18 protein-coding genes and 4 pseudogenes are annotated in these 20,029 nt (G+C 50.6%); 14 read left to right on the top strand and 8 right to left on the bottom strand.

What is annotated here, in order from left to right; all coding sequences use genetic code 11:
* Positions 1-7: 7 nt before the first annotated feature.
* Together AQ981_RS12380 and AQ981_RS12375 are read right to left on the bottom strand one after the other, a co-directional pair.
* Positions 8-1,360: a NosD domain-containing protein gene (locus AQ981_RS12380; RefSeq protein ID WP_058912054.1), complete on the bottom strand. Its 1,353-nt coding sequence runs from the start codon at positions 1,358-1,360 to the stop codon at positions 8-10.
* A gap of 80 nt (positions 1,361-1,440) precedes the next feature.
* On the bottom strand, positions 1,441-2,874 hold the full coding sequence (locus AQ981_RS12375; RefSeq protein ID WP_058912053.1) for a glycoside-pentoside-hexuronide (GPH):cation symporter: 1,434 nt from the start codon (positions 2,872-2,874) through the stop codon (positions 1,441-1,443).
* Between the two features lie 584 nt (positions 2,875-3,458).
* On the opposite strand from AQ981_RS12375, the pseudogene AQ981_RS28110 reads away from it, so the two are divergent.
* Both AQ981_RS28110 and AQ981_RS12365 read left to right on the top strand, forming a co-directional pair.
* Positions 3,459-3,635, top strand: a pseudogene (locus AQ981_RS28110) (Rpn family recombination-promoting nuclease/putative transposase); the annotation flags it as partial.
* Between the two features lies 1 nt (position 3,636).
* Positions 3,637-4,336, top strand: a pseudogene (locus tag AQ981_RS12365) (Rpn family recombination-promoting nuclease/putative transposase); the annotation flags it as partial.
* 96 nt (positions 4,337-4,432) lie between these two features.
* Here AQ981_RS12365 and AQ981_RS12360 read toward each other — a convergent pair.
* Positions 4,433-4,873 carry a hypothetical protein gene (locus tag AQ981_RS12360; RefSeq protein ID WP_058912051.1) on the bottom strand — a complete coding sequence of 147 codons (441 nt, stop codon included), beginning with the start codon at positions 4,871-4,873 and terminating at the stop codon, positions 4,433-4,435.
* A gap of 529 nt (positions 4,874-5,402) precedes the next feature.
* Here AQ981_RS12360 and AQ981_RS12355 point away from each other — a divergent pair.
* Together AQ981_RS12355 and AQ981_RS12350 are read left to right on the top strand one after the other, a co-directional pair.
* Positions 5,403-6,398, top strand: coding sequence for a zinc-dependent alcohol dehydrogenase family protein (locus tag AQ981_RS12355; protein ID WP_058912050.1), 996 nt, complete (start codon positions 5,403-5,405; stop codon positions 6,396-6,398).
* The gene (locus tag AQ981_RS12350) at positions 6,388-7,407 is read left to right on the top strand and encodes a zinc-dependent alcohol dehydrogenase family protein (protein WP_058912049.1); all 1,020 of its coding nucleotides are present in this window, start codon (positions 6,388-6,390) and stop codon (positions 7,405-7,407) included. The genes AQ981_RS12355 and AQ981_RS12350 overlap by 11 nt, the downstream gene beginning before the upstream one ends.
* A 22-nt stretch (positions 7,408-7,429) precedes the next feature.
* Here the strand turns inward: AQ981_RS12350 and AQ981_RS12345 are convergent, their stop codons facing one another.
* Positions 7,430-8,329 (bottom strand): LysR family transcriptional regulator, encoded by a 900-nt coding sequence (locus tag AQ981_RS12345; protein WP_058912048.1) that lies wholly within the window; start codon positions 8,327-8,329, stop codon positions 7,430-7,432.
* Between the two features lie 136 nt (positions 8,330-8,465).
* Between AQ981_RS12345 and AQ981_RS12340 the strand changes: the two genes are divergently transcribed.
* The 5 genes from AQ981_RS12340 to AQ981_RS12320 all read left to right on the top strand — a co-directional run bounded on the left by AQ981_RS12340 (position 8,466) and on the right by AQ981_RS12320 (position 12,913).
* Entirely contained in the window at positions 8,466-9,206 is a 741-nt protein-coding gene (locus tag AQ981_RS12340) for an SDR family oxidoreductase (protein ID WP_058912047.1), read from the top strand.
* 121 nt (positions 9,207-9,327) lie between these two features.
* Positions 9,328-9,537 (top strand): DUF1471 domain-containing protein, encoded by a 210-nt coding sequence (locus AQ981_RS12335; RefSeq protein ID WP_058912046.1) that lies wholly within the window; start codon positions 9,328-9,330, stop codon positions 9,535-9,537.
* 203 nt (positions 9,538-9,740) lie between these two features.
* Positions 9,741-10,316: a recombinase family protein gene (locus AQ981_RS12330; RefSeq protein ID WP_058912045.1), complete on the top strand. Its 576-nt coding sequence runs from the start codon at positions 9,741-9,743 to the stop codon at positions 10,314-10,316.
* Positions 10,317-10,320: 4 nt separating this feature from the next.
* Entirely contained in the window at positions 10,321-11,952 is a 1,632-nt protein-coding gene (locus tag AQ981_RS12325) for an IS481 family transposase (RefSeq protein ID WP_249226312.1), read from the top strand.
* Complete coding sequence (locus tag AQ981_RS12320) at positions 11,942-12,913, top strand: ExeA family protein (RefSeq protein ID WP_058912043.1); 972 nt, start codon at positions 11,942-11,944, stop codon at positions 12,911-12,913. Before AQ981_RS12325 ends, AQ981_RS12320 begins: the two co-directional genes overlap by 11 nt.
* A gap of 222 nt (positions 12,914-13,135) precedes the next feature.
* On the opposite strand, the pseudogene AQ981_RS12315 reads toward AQ981_RS12320, so the two are convergent.
* The 4 genes and pseudogenes from AQ981_RS12315 to AQ981_RS12295 all read right to left on the bottom strand — a co-directional run.
* A pseudogene (locus tag AQ981_RS12315) lies at positions 13,136-13,471 on the bottom strand (antirestriction protein ArdA); the annotation flags it as partial.
* A 411-nt stretch (positions 13,472-13,882) separates the two neighbouring features.
* Entirely contained in the window at positions 13,883-14,299 is a 417-nt protein-coding gene (locus AQ981_RS12305; protein ID WP_058912041.1) for a DUF1380 family protein, read from the bottom strand.
* 38 nt (positions 14,300-14,337) lie between these two features.
* Positions 14,338-14,562 carry a hypothetical protein gene (locus AQ981_RS12300; RefSeq protein ID WP_058912040.1) on the bottom strand — a complete coding sequence of 75 codons (225 nt, stop codon included), beginning with the start codon at positions 14,560-14,562 and terminating at the stop codon, positions 14,338-14,340.
* A complete protein-coding gene (locus AQ981_RS12295) occupies positions 14,559-15,236 on the bottom strand; it encodes a DNA methylase (protein WP_058912039.1) in 678 nt (225 codons plus the stop codon). The genes AQ981_RS12300 and AQ981_RS12295 overlap by 4 nt, the downstream gene beginning before the upstream one ends.
* Before the next feature lie 315 nt (positions 15,237-15,551).
* Here AQ981_RS12295 and AQ981_RS12290 point away from each other — a divergent pair, with 315 nt between their 5' ends.
* The 5 genes and pseudogenes from AQ981_RS12290 to AQ981_RS28525 all read left to right on the top strand — a co-directional run bounded on the left by AQ981_RS12290 (position 15,552) and on the right by AQ981_RS28525 (position 19,923).
* Positions 15,552-16,229: an SOS response-associated peptidase family protein gene (locus AQ981_RS12290; RefSeq protein ID WP_058912062.1), complete on the top strand. Its 678-nt coding sequence runs from the start codon at positions 15,552-15,554 to the stop codon at positions 16,227-16,229.
* Between the two features lie 144 nt (positions 16,230-16,373).
* A complete protein-coding gene (gene umuD, locus AQ981_RS12285) occupies positions 16,374-16,796 on the top strand; it encodes a translesion error-prone DNA polymerase V autoproteolytic subunit (RefSeq protein ID WP_058912061.1) in 423 nt (140 codons plus the stop codon).
* Positions 16,797-16,798: 2 nt separating this feature from the next.
* On the top strand, positions 16,799-18,073 hold the full coding sequence (locus AQ981_RS12280) for a Y-family DNA polymerase (RefSeq protein WP_058912038.1): 1,275 nt from the start codon (positions 16,799-16,801) through the stop codon (positions 18,071-18,073).
* A gap of 389 nt (positions 18,074-18,462) precedes the next feature.
* Positions 18,463-19,567: pseudogene (locus AQ981_RS26915) on the top strand (IS3 family transposase).
* A gap of 248 nt (positions 19,568-19,815) precedes the next feature.
* A complete protein-coding gene (locus AQ981_RS28525; RefSeq protein ID WP_082683190.1) occupies positions 19,816-19,923 on the top strand; it encodes an integrase core domain-containing protein in 108 nt (35 codons plus the stop codon).
* Positions 19,924-20,029 lie beyond the last annotated feature (106 nt).

Raw genomic sequence — 20,029 nt, 5'->3', positions numbered from 1 at the left:
TAAAAATCTATACGCCGCCAGGAACAGGGGTTGGGCGGAATGCATTTACCGCCTTGTCGAGAACGACCTGAGCATCACTCCCCGAGTCCAGAACAATATTTTGCACCGACTCTGTCTCGACCTGCACCATGGTGACCTCAAGCTGTGTCAGATCCCTGACCGACAGCATAGAACTCACCTGTGCCTCGAAACAGGAATTTGTTTTCGCCGTCTGGTTACCTGCCGCAGTGGTCGTCGCCACAATACGGTTGTCAGAAATATAATTTCCACTGCCTGAAATCACACGGATGATGACCGGTTTGGCCCCGAGTGGCTTAATATACTGTGCGTCGATAGATTCTGAAATATGATTAGAAACCAAAGAGTTATTATTGCCATTAATATACAGAAGACCATATAAATCATCTAAACCGTTATCATAAGCTTGCATCGGTTCCCAGGGCTCATGCTCACGGAAGAAATGGTTAGAAGACACAAGAACTTCGGCGCATTGATTATCAAGCACCAGCATACCGGGATAAAACGAGTGCAGCCTGTTGCTGCTTATTGTCGAGCGCACCACGTTGGAGAAATGAACACTGCTTGAACCACGAGGGAAGACATTATTGGCGGTGACTAACAGGCCTGCAAAGTTCTCAGCATAAATAGAATAACCTTTGTACCCGGCACCGATCAGGTTATCAGTGATTTTTGACGCCTGCCCTGACCCGCGCAGTTCAATACAGTTTCCGCATTCGGCAATAAAGTTATCATGTACTGACAGGGCATCAGCATCATAGCTGGTGAAGCCGTGTTCTAAATACACAAAGCCCATACCATTTATGCGGAATGAGTCCTGGGCGCTGGCGATATAAATACCTGTTTTACCATTCACATAAGTATTTTCAGGATCGTCATTGCCTGAGCCATCATCGACAAAGTGCAAACCATCAATACAGAAATTGGTGAATTCAACGGAGCTTATACGTGGATCGCCATCGCGTTTCACGTAAAACGCGGCCCCCTGATATTCTTCATCATCCGCCTGCGGCGACAAATCAACCATGACCCGACTGCCTCCCGGCCACACTTCATGCCAGTTTGAGGTGTCCGGCGTATTGAACCGAATACTTGAGGAGGTAAAACCATGGCCGGAACCCATGATTTTAAGAAAACTGATGTCAATTAAGACCTGCGTCTTCAGATGGTAATCTCCCGGTGGAATATAGATAACCGCCCCCGGTTTCCCGCTTTCATCAACATCAACCTCCGTTTGTCTCGTTTTAATATCGGCGATGATACTGTTGATAACTTCGCCAATATCGCTATACGGATTGCCAACATCCCATTCTGTTACATCATAATAATTTTTACTGGACATCAATTGAATACTCCTAAGTCACTAAAATATAATTAAACCGCGCGGCACCCCGCATAAAGGATGCCGCTTGTTATTCAAAATTAATGTGAGGGTTGATTTGCCGGGGTGTTAGTCGGTACCGCCGGTTGTGCACGGCCATTTTCCAGTTCGCGTTTTGCCAGATCGACTTTTATTCTTTCGAGGAAGACATTGTTTAACTTAAAATAACGTGCCATATATGCGCTGACAAAATAGCTTAGCATTGGCATGAGCGAGAACATGATGATAATCCACTGGATCGTCTCGTGATTTTGCTGCGGCTTGTTGGCAACGTAACCGGTTGATGCCAAAACCCAGGCAACGATAGCGCCAGCCACGGCCAGGCCCATTTTCAGCATAAACAGATTGCCCGCAAAGGAGATGCCGGTCAGGCGCTTGCCAAATTTCCACTCACCGTAATCATCCACATCAGACATCATGGCCCACAGAATAGGCCCTGACTGAATTAAATGCAGAATATTAATGATGATAAACAGCGTTAACAATGGTGTCAGCGACGCAGGGTTAACAAACCACAATGCGAACGACAGGAACCCCAGAATAATGTTGAGTACGCGAAAGAGCTTAATTTTATCGAAGCGGTCGGTAAGCGGTTTGGCAATAATGCTTCCCAACATATTGCACGCGACACCCAGTGCCATAAAGAAGGTAATAAACCCAACCGAGGCGTGCATGACATAGGTTGCATAATAAATGGTTACCGCCCCGCGAATAAAGGCCGGGAAGACGTTAAGGAAGGTGATTGAGATCATCAACAGCCATTGATCATTTTTAATGATGTCTTTCAGGTCACGTTTTAACGAATCATTGGCATTAACTGAAACAACGCGTTCCTTAATACTGGAGAAACAAAAAAGGAACATTAAGGTTGCCGCTCCCCCCATAATCATCATGGTCATCTGAAAACCGGAAGCCCGACTACCACCACCCAGCCAGTCGGTCAGGGGTAAAATAGCCGAGGAGACGATAAGCGTCGCCAGACCATTAAGGAAGAAACGCCATGACAAACAGCTCATCCGTTCTTTCTGATTAAGCGTAATCACACCCGCGACCGAGCAATACGGAATATTGATGGCGGTATAAATGAGGGACATAACCAGATAGGTCACCCAGGCATAAATGATTTTCCCGTTCATGCTCAGATCGGGTGTGGAGAACATCAATACCGCACCCAGGCCAAAGGGGATAGCCATCCACAGTATCCAGGGTCTGAATTTACCCCAACGGCTTTGGGTACGATCGCAAATTGCGCCCATGATGGGATCGCTAAACGCATCGAAAACACGAATGACCAAAAATAGCGTCCCTACAATCGCAGGGTCCAACCCATAAACATCGGTATAGAACCAAGTAAGGTAAAGTGCCAGAACGCTCCAGATCATGCAGGAGCCTGCATCACCCATGCCGTAGCCGACCTTTTCTCTCAGGCTTAGCTTCCCATAAGCACTCTGCTTTTCAATAACTGAAGCAGACATACACACCTCATTGTATAGACACGAATAGAAAGCACTGACCATGGCGGCAGTACCGACAAAATAAGGGAGAGTTTGACCATTGCGGGTATGCAAAACCGCATGATGCACTAACAATAGTGTCCACTATAGAGAGGGATGAAAGTGAAAAATGTAAGCGAGAGCACATGTCTTTTCGTTACATAAAAAACGGATGTTGGTCACTATTGGGCAGAATCGTCTACCGGGACGAGGCAGTCCATAGACTTGTGTAAGTTGATGCTAATGGCCTAATCATTTAACTTCCGCTCATCGCTGCCCGTCAAAGCGGTTAAGATTTACCATAGCCCAGATGTACAAAAAACTACCTTAACGTACAATAATTTTCGATATCCAAACTGACCCCGAATATAAGGATTTCCGTGAAAGCCGAAGATTACGATCGCTCTGTTCGCAAACGTGAGTTGTCTGGCATCCTGAATGATTGATATGCAAGAAGACTGACTGAGCGGCCTGACAGTAAAGAAAGACATCATCGTCTGCCTGGCCATTATGTGCCGCTCCTGCCTGTGATAGCATATGCGGGTCATTTTTCAGAGCCAGGGCTGATGAAGAAGAAAAACAGCACTCCCACACCCCACGATGCCACGTTCAGGCAGTTCCTGACGCAGCCTGAGATAGCTCGGGATTTTATGGAACTGCACCTCCCGGCAGAGCTGCAGGCCATATGCGACCTCAGCACGCTGAAACTGGAATCCGGCTCGTTTGTTGAGGATGACCTCCGANCGTTCACGTGCTCATTGAGCATCAGTCCTCACCCGACAAACATATGGCTTTTCGCCTGATACGCTATGCAGTGGCCGCCATGCAGCGCCATCTGGAAGCGGGCCATAAGAAGCTGCCCCTGGTGATACCGGTCCTGTTCTATACCGGTAAGCGCAGCCCGTATCCGTACTCCACCCGCTGGCTGGATGAGTTTGACGACCCGGCGCTGGCCGGTACACTCTACAGCAGCGCTTTCCCGCTGGTAGACGTTACGGTCATTCCGGATGATGAAATCGCCGGGCATCGCAGTATGGCTGCCCTAACCTTACTGCAGAAACACATTCACCAGCGCGACCTCGCTGAACTGGTTGAGCGACTGGCGCCCATTTTGCTGGCCGGCTATCTGTCTTCATCGCAGGTCATATCGCTGGTACACTATATACTCCAGGCAGGCGAAACATCGGACGCCGAAGCCTTTGTACGCGAACTGGCACAGCGTGTGCCGCAACACGGAGACGCACTCATGACCATCGCACAACAGCTCGAGCAAAAAGGTATTGAGAAGGGTATCGAGCAGGGCATCCAACTGGGTGAACAACGTGGTATTGAAAAAGGCAAACTTGAAGTTGCGCGAACCATGTTGCAGAACGGCATTGACCGCAATACCGTTATGAAAATGACCGGTCTGACTGAAGACGACCTGGCGCAGATCCGCCACTAATCCCCTTTCCTGGCACTCCCTGTCCGGCCATCAGCGAATACTGGTGGGGCAGGGAGGCCCGCACTGAAATCGTCACTACCTTAAGATTAAGTCTCATTAAACTGATTGGCGAAACACTAATTTTTCAGCCTTTCGCCACAGCTCACTGGCATTTGGCACGAATAATGGGACATCGTGCATTCCGCCGCCAGAGCCGTGGGCTGATTGCCAAGTTGTTACTTCAGGATTACTACCAAAAGCAGCGCCTGCCTCAACAAGTTTATGAATCTTCTGAGGATCTTCGTCGATAGTGTAAGCATGCTTTAAACTTGGATGATGCTCAAAACCTTCAATATTATCAATCGGTAATACTGCTATAAGTAAAGTGTGGCGATGACATTCTGAGTGATCACACGGAAAACTGACCCAGAAATCAGGAGACCAGTCACCAACGCATGCAGGATTCACATGCCATTCCCAACCAGCAAGGTCAAAAAATGCAGCCCATCGTGCTTCCAGCGCAGTTTTGAACTGTAGCCCTTTGTAAATTGCCCCCATTATTGAGACTCCTGTTTATCATAGTGGTTGATAGTCGCGCATCCACTGACGGTAAGTCGCTTATGCATGGCGGAGCTCTCCACGATTAAGTCGTGTCAGAGCAGATCCTACTGACGTTGCACTGTGAATATGGCGTGTTAAAAATCGCTGACAATTCAATTAAGTTATCCACCGGATAGAATAACAATAAAGATCAAATAAGGATCACGACTAGATCAATAAGGAATAACTGTAGTGACCTGCATTTGAAATAGGGTCGACCTGCATTTACCGCTCATTAGCAACCCACATTAACTGCAATCAGCGCTGCTCTCAAACCCACAATACCTGCAAATGAGCCTGCATTTATCCCTGTCGACCTGCATTCCATTTTCACAAACCCACATTAACTGAAAACGCGTCAGGTTACCCCAGCGATATACTTGATTGGTGTAAATCCTGGAATTATCAAATCCATACTGTGCCATTAAATGGATGACTGGTTCCTGTTATCTTCTGTCCGTCCCCCAATTACATAACAGGAATACACATGAACCAGACAATGACTGCTCTCGTACTCGAAAATTTCGGTGATGATAAATTTGCCCGTAAAGAACTCCCGGTGCCACTACCACAGGCTGGTCAGGTTCTGGTGCGTGTTCATGCCAGCGGCGTAAACCCGATTGATTATAAAATTCGTCTTGGGGAAACGCCGTACGCCATGCCTCAGCTTCCGGCTGTTCAGGGTACTGATATGGCAGGGGAAGTGGTTGCTGTCGGTGAAGGCGTAACCCAGTTCAGTGTTGGAGATGAAGTCTACGGCCTGACCGGTGGCGTTCGCGGCCTTCAGGGTTCACTGGCTGAGTTCATTGCTGCAGATGCAGACCTGCTTGCTATCAAACCCCGCAATCTTTCTATGCGTGAAGCGGCAGCTCTGCCGTTAACATTTCTCACGGCATGGTCTGGCCTTGTCGATAATGCCAATGTGCAGGCTGGCCAGCATGTGCTTGTACAGGGTGGTGCCGGTGGTGTTGGTAACATGGTTGTCCAGTTGGCAAATGCACTCGGTGCAAAAGTCTCGGCTACCGGATGTACGGCAGATCAGGAGCTGATTTCAAAGCTGGGCGCGATTCCACTGGATTACACAAAGGATTCCACACAGGACATCATTGAGAAATGCACCGAGGGTGAAGGCTTTGATATCGTTTACGATACGGTTGGTGGCCCTGTCCTCGACGCCTCACTTTCCATGACGCGCTATTACGGCCATATCACCAGCTGTGCAGCATTTGGCGACCATAACCTGGCAACGTCATCGCTGCGTTGTGCAACCCTGTCGGGTGTCTTCATTCTGCTGCCAATGCTCACAGGTGAACGTCGTGCCCATCACGGCGAAGTTCTGAAAACCGCCACCCGTCTGGTTGAAGAAGGCAAAATTCGTCCGGTCGTTGATGCGCGTCATTTCTCCCTCGACCAGGCCATTGATGCCCACCACGCAGTTCAGGATGGTTCAGCTTCCATCAAGGTAGTGATTGATGTCATTTAACGGCCTGATGGCGAGAACCTGGCGCTTTAACGGCACCGGAGAAGTCGATGTCCTTGAACTCGAAAACCTGCCTGTTGCCTTACCGGCAGCAGATGAGGTGCTGATTCAGATGAAAGCCATCGGTCTGAACCGGGCAGATACCATGTTCAGACGAGGTACTTACATCGAAAAGGCTGTGTTTCCCTCTCGCCTTGGTTACGAAGGGGCTGGCGTGGTGCTGGCTACAGGCGAAGGTGTTAAACAGTTCTCTGCGGGGGATAATGTTTCAGTGCTGCCTTCTGACAGCCTGGCGCGTTTTGGCACTTGCGCAGATAAGCTGCTGATCCCTGAAAGCTATCTTGTACATAAACCTGACAGCCTGAGCTGGGAAGAAGCCTCATCGGTGTGGATGCAATACCTTACCGCCTGGGGCGGGATCATGCATGCCGGGGAAGTGACAAAGGGCGCATCCGTGCTGGTTACTGCGGCATCGAGCAGTGTTGGCCTAGCTGCGGTTCAGATTGCACAAGCGGCGGGTGCCAGTGTGATTGCCAGCACCCTGACGGTGGAGAAAAAGGAACGTCTGCTTGCCTTAGGTGTGAAAGATGTCATTGCCAGTGAAGATGAACCTGACCTCTATCAGGCGATTGTTTCGCGGTTAGGAGGGGAGCATCTTGATGTCGTGTTTGATGCTGTTGGTGGGCCTCAGATTGAACATATCGCACAGGCCATGTCCGTAAAAGGACGTATGGTCATGCATGGTGCGCTGAGTCCTGATGTCACGCCTTTTCCTCTGCGACTGGCATTGCGTAAGAGTCTCACTATGCGGGGGTTCCTCTTTCTGGAAGTGTTGAATGACCCAGCCATACGGGAAAAAGCAAAGCGTTTTATCCTGAGCGGTATGGGAGCGGGTTTCCTGAAGCCACAGATAGATAAATGCTTTAAATTTGAAGAGCTGCGGGAAGCACACCAGTATCTCGAATCAAATCAACAACTCGGCAAAATCATTGTCAGGATTGATCCTGTCTGAATAAACCTGACCCCTTTTCGGGTCAGGTTTCCAGTTCACCCAGCACATCAATAAGATAGTCAAATAGCGCTCTGATCCTCAGTGGCGTTGGCCCACGCTGAGGGCGATAAAGGTACAACCGCCAGACGGGTGACGTCTCCTCGGTAAGAATCTGAATAAGCTTGCCGCTTTTAAGCCAGGGCAGAACTAAAAATCCCGGCATATGCCCAAATCCAACACCGGCCAGAATAGCCTGAAACTCAGCCTCAAGATCATCAGCAATAAAGCGAGGTTTCGACGGGATGAAGCTGCGGCTTTCGGTAAACGTCCAGGGCCAGTAGCGACCCGTCTTATGGTCAAATAATGCCGTCAGAGGATAGGAATCCAGCTCAGCGATGCTGGCAGGCATTCCAACCTTATCAATCAGCTCAGGTGTACCGACAGGGTAAAAATGAATCTTTGCCAGTTCGCGTGCCACATACCGGTTGTCAGGCAAAAATCCAAAACGGATACCTATATCGATACGTTCATCGATAACATCGCTGTGCGAGTCGGTCAGCACACAGTCCACTACGATATCCGGATACTGACGCGCAAATTCTGCCAGTGCAGGAACAACCAGCTTTCGGCCTAATACCGAAGACACGGTTAATCTCACCGTCCCCCGCATTTCATCAGTTTGATCCTTAACGCCTTTCACTAACAGTGAATCGAGAGAGTCGACTGCGTGGCGCGCCTGTTTTGCAAGACGTTCTCCATCTGCAGTTATCTTTATTTGTCGGGTACTGCGGTAAAATAAAATCTCTCCCCGCTGCTCTTCAAGTTCCTTTACTGCCCGGGTGACTGCCTGAGGCGAAATCCCCAGTAGCGTCGCCGCTTCCTTAAAATTTCGTGATTCGGCAGCCACGCAAAAAATACGCAGCATCTCCAGCTTGTTTTGCATCGTAGCAGTTCCTTGAGGCCCTACAATTCCATATTCAGGAATTCTGAAAGGTATTAATTTCCATTTATTATGCCACTTTGCGCTGCGATACTTAACCCCGTACAGAAAGTAATCATTCATTTAAGAGGCTAATACAATGAATAATATCGATAAAAAAGTTGTCGTCATTACAGGTGCGAGCAGTGGACTGGGTGAAGCTACAGCCCTGAATCTGGCAAAGAAAGGGGCTATTCTGGTGTTGTCTGCTCGCCGCAAGGAGCGTCTCGACCAACTGGCTGCCCGGATTATTGCTGATGGTGGCCAGGCTATTGCTGTTGAAGCTGATGTGACGCGTAAAGCAGATGTCCAGAATATTATCGACAAAGCCATTGAAGCTTTTGGCCGTGTTGACGTGATGGTGAATAACGCGGGCCTGATGTCGATAGCTCCACTCAGTCTTGCCAAAACCGACGAGTGGGATCGCATGATTGATATCAACATCAAAGGCGTTCTTTACGGTATTGCGGCAGCCCTTCCTGTTTTTGAAAAGCAGCAATCCGGTCATTTCATTAACCTGGCGTCGGTAGCAGGAATTAAAGTATTCAGTCCCGGTGGTACAGTGTATAGCGGAACCAAATTCGCGGTGAAGGCTATCTCTGAGGGTCTGCGTCATGAAGTGGGTGCGCATATTCGCACAACCACTATCTGTCCCGGAGCCATCGACAGTGAGCTGAAGCTGGGGAGTTCTGACCAGGACAGTTCAAACTTCGTCATCGACTTCTATAAACAAGCGATTCCTGCAGACTCGGTAGCAAGAGCGATCGCCTATGCCATGGAGCAACCTGCCGATGTTGATATCAACGAAATTGTGTTGCGTCCAACCTGTCAGGAATTCTAATTCCCCAAATCTGTAGCCACTCAGTGGTCATTTCCTGAATATTTATGTCATACCAGCCACTTCCGTGGATGAGCGGAAGTGGTCTGGTATGCATGTCATCATGATGTAATGAGGTTATTCCATGTTTTCAGCTAAACGTATTGTGTTAATTTCTGCTCTGGCTTTTATGAGTGCAAATGCCTTTGCTAAAACGGTCAGCGTGACCGATTCGACGCTTGAAGGTGCAGAGGCAAAAGTGGCTCAACAGGCAGTCAGTGAAAATGCATCCTATAAAATCGTCAGTGCCCTGTATAAAAACCGCGTATACATGACAGCAGAACTCAGCAATTAAATTCCTGGACAGAAGATCCCATACAAAGGGATCTTTTGCTTCAAGAGCCACAACGCTTATCTTCCATAAAACGACCGTTTTTTGGACTCACTTCCGCCTCATTATTAAGTGACCTGCAACCCGCGATGCAGGATTACACCATCTCATTCCAGTATTCATTTTCCATCTATACTCAAATCAGGTGACTTACTGGAATCGATACAATGCTGATTGGTTACGCGCGGGTTTCCACCGACGATCAACATCTCGATCTGCAACGTGATGCCCTGATGCTTGCAGGGTGCGAGCGTATTTTTGAAGATAAAGTCAGTGGTGCCCAGGCAGAACGCGAAGGACTGGCCAGACTGATCAATTCTCTCCGGCCCGGTGATACCGTCGTTATCTGGCGGCTGGACCGACTGGGGCGATCACTGAAAAATCTGCTGCAACTGGTCGAACGACTTGACGGATTGCAGGTGGGCTTACGCAGTCTTCAGGAAAATATTGATACCACGTCCAGTGGGGGCCGCCTGGTTTTCCATCTTTTTGGTGCACTGGCGGAGTTCGAGCGCAATCTGGTACGTGAACGCACCCAGGCTGGTCTGTCGGCCGCCCGTATGCGGGGACGTCAGGGCGGACGACCAGCTCTGCTCAGTCCGACGAAAAAAGCATTGGCGCTGAAGTTACATCAGGAGCGCAACCACACCATAGAGGAAATCTGCAGCATCATGGGAATTTCCAAATCAACGCTCTATAACTATCTCAATAAGGCTGCACAGGATGCCACCGGGCTGGCGTAAAAGTATTCCAGTGGAGGCATTATTACAGCTTCGTCAGCGGCTGGAACGTCTGCCGTCCAAAAGTCCTGAGCGGGCCTCTCAGATAGCCACAATGTCTGAGTTGTACGGACTGTCTGCCACATCGGTGTACCGGGCGCTTAACGATTTGCTGAAACCTCATGCAGCGCACCGACAGGATCATGGACAGCCGAGAGTGCTGCCCAGAAAGGATATGGAGCGGTACTGCGAGCTGGTCGCGGCACTTAAATTTCGTACGACCAATAAGAAAGGTCGTCATCTTTCCACCCGCCGGGCGATTGAGCTGTTGGAGGATTATGGTGTTGATACGGAGCAAGGGCATTTTCAGGCACCGAAAGGGGTACTGACCCGCAGTACAGTTAACCGCTGGCTTTCTGGTTGGCACCTGGATCAGCCCCGGCTACACCGCCCACCGCCAGCGGTGCGTTTTCAGGCTGAGTGCAGTAATGACTGCTGGCAGTTTGATATGTCGCCATCCGACCTGAAGCATATTGATGTTCCTGAATGGATTGACCCGGCTAAAGGCGAGCCGACCCTGACATTGTTCAGCGTCGTGGATGACAGGAGCGGTGTAGCTTACCAGGAATATCACTGCGTTTATGGTGAGGATGCGGAATCAGCCCTGCGCTTCCTCTATGCCGCGATGGCTCCAAAAACTGACCCCGGCTTTCCTATACAGGGCAGACCTAAAATGCTTTATCTCGATAATGGACCCGTTGCCAAAAGCCGTGTTTTTCAGGATGTCATGCTGTCGCTGGGTGTCGACTGGCTGACGCACATACCTGCCGGAAAGGATGGTGAACGTGTGACAGCCCGCTCTAAAGGTAAGGTGGAGCGCCCTTTTCGTACCGTCAAGGAAGCCCACGAAACGCTGTACCATTTTCATAAACCTGAAACGGAGCAGCAGGCCAATGACTGGCTGTTGCGTTACCTGCTTCACTACAATGAACAACCGCACCGTTCGCAGCCGCATTCACGCCGGGAGGACTGGCTACTCAATCTTCCCCCGGAAGGGATCCGTGAAATGTGCAACTGGGAGCAGTACTGCCGCTTTGCCCGGGAGCCTGAACGGCGCAAAGTGGGTATTGATGCCAGAATCATGGTGGAAGGGACCGCCTATGAAATTGATCCTGATCTGGCGGGAGAAACCGTATTGCTGCTGTGGGGGTTGTTTGATAATGAGCTGCATGTTGAATTTGATGGTAAGCGAACTGGCCCATATTACCCTGTCGCAGGCCCGATCCCGCTGAACCGATACCGCGCTTTCAGAAAAGGTGCTGTCAGCCAGAAAGCTGAGCGAATCCGAAATCTGGCACAACAGCTCAGTCTCCCCATTGCCGCACTGACAGGTGAAAATATTGCGCTCATTTCACAACCTGTTTCCCATGAAATTCCCAGACAGTCATTCCCTGCAATGGCCGAAGAGAGCTATGCCAGTACCATTGCGGCCAAATTGGCGATTGCCGGGGAACTTGCTACGCCGCTGGCCAGGCTATCTCTGGCTGACAGGCAGTTTATTGAGCAGTTATTGGGTGAAACGCTCATACGCAGGATTGTACTGGACCGCGTACGGGAGTATTTCCGCAAACACAAAAAGGAAGGCGATCATGCGAGTTGAGGTCATGCGATATTACAGTCTGACAAACCCACTGACTCAGGCCGGGTATTACGAAACCGATACGCACAAGCAACTGACGAAAGACATCAAAGCGGCCATTCTGGAAGGTCGTCTGATTGCCCTCTGCGGTGTTGTGGGTTGCGGAAAAACGGTAACACTCCGGCGGCTCCAGCAAATTTTGCGAGAGGAAAACAAGGTCACTGTCGCCAAATCACTGTCTGTGGAGAAAAACAGCATCAAACTGGCCACGCTGATTTCAGCTCTGTTTTATGACCTGGTCCAGGATAAGGCCGTCCAGATCCCAAAACAGGGAGAGCGACGCGAGCGCGAATTGCAGGAACTGGTGAAAAAAGGCAAACGTCCGGTAGCATTATTTGTTGATGAAGCCCACGATCTTAACGGCCACACACTCATCGGGCTGAAACGTTTGATGGAAGTAGTCGAAGACGGTGGTGGTAGGTTATCAGTGATCCTTGCCGGACATCCTAAACTGCGCAATGACCTGCGCAGACCGACAATGGAAGAGATAGGCTACCGTACGGAGATTTTTACCCTCGATGGTATTGCCGGTAGCCAGCGGGAATACATTCAGTGGCTACTGGCGAGTTGTTCAGAGCAACAAAATAGCGCCAGCAGCATATTGACGGAGGAAGCTATCGATCTTCTGGCGACAAAACTCCGTACGCCATTGCAGGTACAGCAGCACATAACGCTTGCTCTGGAAGCCGGTTACCTCACCGGGGAGCGTCCTGTCACAGCGGATCTGGTTGACAGCGTGTTGTCTCGCAAACTCGATGACCTGGAACCAACGCTTACTCGTCATGGTTACCGACTCAAAGATATGGTCGAACAGTTTGATGCCAAACCTGCAGAAATCCGGGCATTGTTCAATCACCAGTTAGATCCGACTCGCACCGCCGAATTACGGGATCGAATTTTGGCCGCTGGTTTACCCATATAATCCATATTTTTAATATTATCAGCCTTCTGAATGAAGGCTGATGGTCTATTTTTCATTTTCAGCTAATGTGGGTTTGCGAAAATGGAATGTAGGTCGACAGGGATAAATGCAGGCTCATTTGCAGGTATTGTGGGTTTGAGAGCAGCGTTGGTTGCAGCCAATGTGGGCTGATAATGAGCGGTAAATGCAGGTCGAGCCTATTTCATATGCAGGTCACTACAGGTACGCATTATCAAACGCGTCATAGTCACACTCGCCGGTATACTCTGCCCAGGCAACAAACGCGGCATCCCGTCTCTCTTCCTGAGCGCGTTTGTAAGCGGCGATAAACTCCCAGTCGACGGATGATTCAGAGACGAACTGTGACGGAATGCCCTCCCAGTCCTGGAACATAAACTCGGCATCCCATTCATCGGCATGCAGCGCCTGACAGGCCTCGTAAAAATCCTCCCTGCCGTCAAACTCCGTCAGGTCAAACCATTTGCCGAAAATGCTGCCGCAGTTGTATTTGTGGTAGGTGCCAACGTAGACAGCCGGTGTGGTGGTCGTATTGCGCATAAAAAATCCTCCGTGGTCAGTGTCGTCTGTATTCCGGCTTACGCCGTGCCGACACGACAGCCGGGCGAAAAGCGGAGGATGCAAGGGCGTCACCGAAGCCGCAGCGCAGTAAAAAGCAGGAGCTGGCTGGACGGTTTGACGGCGAAAACTGAGCCGGAAAACGACGGGAAGACGGCGGATAATGCCTTTGAAAAAAAACTGCGACCGGGTGAAGGTGACGGCGTTTACGCTTCCCTTGCATCAGCCGCGGCCCGGCTATAGTAGAGGCACGGCGTAAGCCGCAGGCCGCAGGCCGCACGGGACGTTACTCACCGCGAAGCCGGAACAGCGTGGAGGATGAGCAGGAAAAGCGGAGCGGCTGCGCGACATCCGAAGAAGAAAAAAAGCCGGAGGTTACCCCCCGGCCTCATCTCACGCGGCAAGTAATGCTTTCAGCACTTTAACGTCCGCCATTCCCTGGCGGATACGCTCGGGGGTGGCCCCGCCAGCCTCCCACGCCAGCCCCTCCTGGTGGATCAGTTCACGTTCTGCATCATGCACCAGACGCGAAAGTACCTGCGCCGGAACCATCACCTGTCGGTTAACGGCCTCACAGTGGAGGACCAGCAGGTCGTACACTGATGCTTCCGTGACACCATCCCGGCGATAAACATTCATGGTGTTGTTGCCAATTGTTGCCAGCAGGGCCGTAATCTCTTCATCTGTCGGGCGCAGTTCCCGGCACGCGGTGTGAATCCCCTCTTCCGTCCAGACCAGCAGTGACAGGGGTTCATCCGGGGTAAACATTCGCGCCAGTTCATAACAAAGCGCTTCACGGGTTCCGTACATGGGTAATCTCCTTATTCGGGTCAGAAGGCCGGTCTGGGTCAGTCGTGAAAACAGTCGCTGAACGCCAGCACACGTATGTAGACGCTCAGATATTGCTCATTGAGCGTGCGTAGAAAATCAGCGGCCAGCGCGTCAACCAGCGCGGGGCATCCATCGTGATATTTCACTTCCAGTTCCCGTATGCGCATACGCACGTCGCTCATGCTGTTTGCCAGCTCAGCCAGGTCGTCCCGAAGCTGTTCGTGTCCCTCATAATTTTTCATGCGGCCTCCGGTATTTCGTCGTTAGCAGCAGGGTGTAACATGGCTCGCTGAACAGCAGACAGGCGGCGTAATCCGGCCGCGTGGTAGTGTGGTAACAGTTCTATACCCACAAACCGGCGCCTGGAAAGCGCGGCGGCCACACAGGTGGAAGCAGAACCGGCAAACGGGTCGAGGACAATGCCGCCAGGCATAGAGAATGATTCAATCAGCGGCCGCAAACTGGAGACGGGCTTTTCATTAGGATGATGCCGGTTACCGGTGTATTTCCAGGGTAAAACATCCGGTAACGGATTCGCCGGCAACGTCGGGCGTCCTTTTGCCAGCAGGTAAGCACTTTCGTGCTGATAGCTGACAAACGCCGACTTTGAGGCATACGTTTTGGCAAAAACCAGATGGCCAACGATCCGGAAGCCTGCTTTTTTCCATGCAGCCACAAACGTATCAACACGATTCCACCCATAAAAGCTCACCATTAACGAATCCGGTTTAAGTACCCGGAACATTTCATTGCACGCCGGCTGTAACCACTCAGCATTCTTATCGCCGGCAATGGAGCGTCCGGAGCGGTCCCGGTAATTCACCAGGTATGGAGGATCGGTCAGAATAAAATCGACAGCGGTATCAGGAAAACGGGACATGATTTGCACACAGTCTCCCAGCATGAGTCGGGACATAGCTATCTCCTTACATAAATGCGGCGCCAGTTACGCCGTGCCGATACGACAGCCGGGCGAAAAGCGGAGAATGCAGGGGCGGTGCCGCAAGCCGCAGCGCAGTGAAAAAGCAGACACTGGCTGGACGGTTTGACAGCGAAAATTGAGCCGGAAAACGACGGAAAGACAGTGGATAACGCCTTTGAATAAACTGCGACCGGGTGAGGACACCGGCGACAGCGAACCCTTGCATTCGAAGCGGGCCGGCTACAGTAGCGGCACGGCGTGACATCCGTGACTATGCTTCACTGAGGGGTAATGCTGGCGGAGGTGACTATGTGTGGACGTTTTGCCCAGGCGGGAACCCGGGAGGAATATCTTTCCCTAATAGCAGAGGAATCACCGGATATCCCGTATGATCCGGTCCCCATTGGTCGCTACAACGTGGCTCCGGGGACAAAAGTTTTGTTGCTGAATGAACGTGACGGAAAGCTGCAGCTTGATCCTGTTTACTGGGGCTACGCTCCCGCGTGGTGGGACAAACCACCCCTGATTAACGCCCGAAGTGAAACCGCAGCGACCAGCCGTATGTTCCGGCCTCTCCTGGAGCACGGCCGTGCAGTGGTCCCGGCTGATGGCTGGTTCGAGTGGAAAAAAGAAGACGGGAAAAAACAACCTTACTTCATCCACCGGAAAGATGGTCAGCCCATCTATATGGCAGCTATCGGGCGGGCGCCATTTGACCACGGTGATGAGCATGAGGGATTCATGATCGTCACCGCCGTGGCCGGGAACGGACTGGTCGATATCCACGACCGCAGACCGATGGTTCTCACACCGGCCGCAGCGCGTGACTGGATGCGGCAGAGAGTCACCCGCCAGGAAGCGGAAGATATTATGCGGGATGAGATGCTTCCACCGGATGCGTTTATCTGGTATCCGGTCAGTCGCATGGTGGGCAACATCCGGAATCAGGGAGAGAACCTTATCCAGCCGGTTCAGGACAATCGCTAACAGGGTTATTCACAGAAACGGTGGATAACTAAATTAACGGGTAAAACAATACGCTATGAAATACTTCCGGAACGGGCCTTGAAAACATGGAATACCCCAATCAATAATACTGTATTAATATACAGTATTATTATGAGGTATCACATGTTGCGATTTCTTGCGGCTCCGTCCGATCCTGAGTTTATCCCCCTTCCCCTGTTCATGGAGCGCTGCGCTGCCGGATTCCCCAGCCCGGCACAGGACTACGTGGAAGCCGAACTGGATCTTAACGAATACTGTATCAGGCACAGAGCATCCACATTTTTCGTCAGGGCAATAGGCAACTCCATGACCGATATCGGATTGTACAGTGGCGACCTGATGATAGTGGACAAAGCAGAACGGCCACAGCACGGCGATATCGTTATTGCGGAAGTGGAAGGCGAATTCACGGTGAAAAGGCTTCTGCTGGAGCCACGCCCTGCCCTTCAGGCGATGAATCCGGCCTATCCCACTTTATACCCCGATCCTGAACACCTGCAGATATTCGGTGTGGTCACCGCTTTCGTGCACAAAACCCGGGAGTAAAGATGTTCGCTCTGGCAGATGTAAACAGCTTCTACGCATCCTGCGAAAAGGTATTCCGTCCTGACCTGCGGGACAAACCTGTTGTGGTTCTCAGTAACAACGATGGCTGTGTCATCGCGCGCTCAAAAGAGGCAAAGGGGCTGGGCATCAAAATGGGGGTACCGTGGTTTCAGCTGAAGACGGCACAATTCCCGGAGCCAGTCATCACGTTCTCGAGCAATTACGAGCTCTATGCGTCTATGTCGAACAGGGTAATGTCTCATCTCGAGGAGCTGGCGCCACGCGTGGAGCAGTACAGCATTGACGAGATGTTCCTCGATATCCGAGGCATCAACAGCTGCATTGATTTCGAGGATTTCGGCCGGCAACTGCGCGTCCATGTCGGCAACGGGACGGGGCTGACCATTGGCATCGGTATTGGACCGACGAAAACGCTGGCGAAGTCGGCTCAATGGGCCTCGAAAGAATGGCCGCAATTTGGCGGTGTGCTGGCCCTGACGACGGGCAATCCCCGCCGGACAGAGAAATTGCTGTCGCTGCAGCCTGTGGAAGAAATCTGGGGTGTGGGCCGGAGGATTTCGAAGAAACTGAACACAATGGGTATCACCACAGCGCTGCAGCTGGCCCGCGCGAATTCAGCCTTTATCCGAAAAAATTTCAGTGTTGTTCTGGAGAGAACAATCAGGGAACTCAACGGAGAGAGTTGTATTTCGCTGGAAGAAGCGCCCCCACCGAAACAGCAGATTGTCTGCAGCCGCAGTTTTGGACAACGTATCACCGATTATGACGAACTCCGCCAGGCGGTTTGTCTGTATGCGGAGCGCGCGGCAGAGAAGCTGCGTGGTGAACGGCAGTATTGCCGGCATATCTCAGTTTTAATCAAGAGCTCGCCTTTTGCTATCAATGAACCCTACTACGCCAACGTGGCCACAGAGAAACTGAACACACCAACCCGAGACACCCGGGATATTATTGCCGCTGCAGTCAAAGCGCTGGACAGGATATGGATACCCGGGCACCGGTACGCTAAGGCAGGGGTGATGTTGAATGATTTCACACCTACCGGCGTTTCACAGCTCAACTTGTTTGATGGAATACAGCCCCGGGCACACAGCGACCAATTGATGAAGGTCCTTGATGGGATAAATCATTCAGGGATTGGTAAAGTGTGGTTCGCAGGACGGGGCATATCCCCTGAGTGGCAGATGAAACGAGATATGCTGTCACCGGCTTACACTACACGGTGGGGTGATCTCCCTGTAGCCAAAATACTGTGAATGGTCTCAGAAAGAAGGTGGGTTTCGCATGTAACATGTGAAACATTAATCACGATGAGAAAGACATACCATATAAAGGTGAAGGACGAAGTGGTTAACATGGCGATTTCAGCCTGAAATATCGCATGAAAATCAAAAAATATTTTTTATATACATACAGTTAAAAATAAAATTATGATGGCGATTATTTTACGATTTCATTCATCTTTCAGTAAAGAAGAGCTAACTTAACCCAATATATTGGACCTCAGATTAAATAGAAAAGGTTAATGAGTTTATTGACCGTGGCATTCCATTTCCAGAGTGACTATGTAAGTATCCCTGCAAAACGAACCATTCACTTTTAGAGATCTTCCGGCATACTGATTATGTCCCCCGAGGAGATCGCAATGCGTAAGATCCGATTCACTGAACACCAGATCATCGCCGTATTGAAGTCCGTCGAAGCAGGACGTACCGTCAAGGATGTGTGCCGTGAAGCCGCTATTTCGGAAGCCAGCTATTACAACTGGAAGGCAAAGTATGGCGGGATGGAAGCGGCCAATATTAAAAAAATCAAAGATCTGGAAGATGAGAACCGGAGGCTTAAGCAGATGTTTGCTGATCTCAGCCTTGAGTGCCGGTCACTGAAAGACGTCATCGAAAAAAAGCTTTAAAACCAGCGATAAAGCGTGAACTCGTCAGCTATCTGACGGCGCAATTTGCCATGAGTTTACGTCAGGCCTGCAGGACGTTATCGCTGAGCAGGACGGTCTATTTTTATCAGCCCGATACCCGACGTGATGAACCGGTGATCTGTGCGCAGACTGAACAGGCAGAACGCTATCCGCCCTACGGTTTTAAGAAGCTGTTCCGGCTGCTGCGCAGGCAGGGCAATACCTGGAACCATAAACGTGTTCACCGGATTTACTGCCTGCTGAAACTGAATTTTCGTCGTAGGGGAAAACAGCGGCTGCCGGTACGCAACCCGGCGCCACTGGTGACGCCAGAGGCACTTAACCAGAGCTGATAGATAGACTTTATGCATGATGCGCTGGTCTGTGGCAGACGCTTCCGGACCTTCAATGTGGTGGATGATTTTAACCGTGAAGCACTGGCGACAGAAATCGACCTGAATATCCCGGCTCAGCGAGTTGTCCGGGTACTGGACAGGATAGTGATAAACAGCGGCTATCCGCTAAAAATGAGGATGGACAACGGGCCAGAACTGGTCTCATGGCGCTGGCACAATGGAGCGAAGAACATGGCGTGCAGCTCGAATATATCAAGCCGGGTAAGCCAACACAGAATGCGTTTATCGAACGGTTCAACCGGACATACCGGACAGAGATCCTGGATTTTTACCTGTTCAGAACACTGAACGAAGCACGGGAAATTACAGAGCGCTGGCTGATGGAATATAACAACGAGCGGCCTCATGAATCCCTGAAAAACCTGACGCCGGAAGAGTGCCGGCTAATGGCTGAAACTACGAATATCTCAAAAAGTTCATGAAACTAAAACAGGTCTGCTTACACGAGGATGTGGTGAGGGTAATTAAGGACTTCGGGCGCTGGATAACGACCTCCCTGAGAGCATGCAGACCGATAACACCAAACAGTTTATTTAGGTATGGATAAATGGATATATGAGCACAGTATTACTATGGACTTTTGCTCCTCGAAAAAAACCAACAGACACCCCGTTGAATGCGCTATTTAACAACAGTCTATGGGGCGAATGCCTGAGCATTCACAGTTTTTTTGTCACTGGAAAATGTGCAGGAGAAAGTCGACAACTGGAGCAGGGAATACAATCATCAGATAAGGCATTCATCATTAAATGACATCACTTCGTTTGAATTTATCTGAAGTTTCCGGAAAGACTAAGAGTCTCTGATTTAGCACAGTACCGATTTTGAACCAATTAAATTGACCTGCCCCCAGTATTAGATACAACCTTCAGTTAGTAATGTCG

Origin of the sequence: Entomohabitans teleogrylli (genome assembly GCF_001484765.1) — a bacterium.
Taxonomy (GTDB): Bacteria; Pseudomonadota; Gammaproteobacteria; order Enterobacterales; family Enterobacteriaceae; genus Entomohabitans; species Entomohabitans teleogrylli.
Note: the sequence above shows the minus strand (reverse complement) of the source record. Positions and strands in the feature narration are given on the sequence as shown.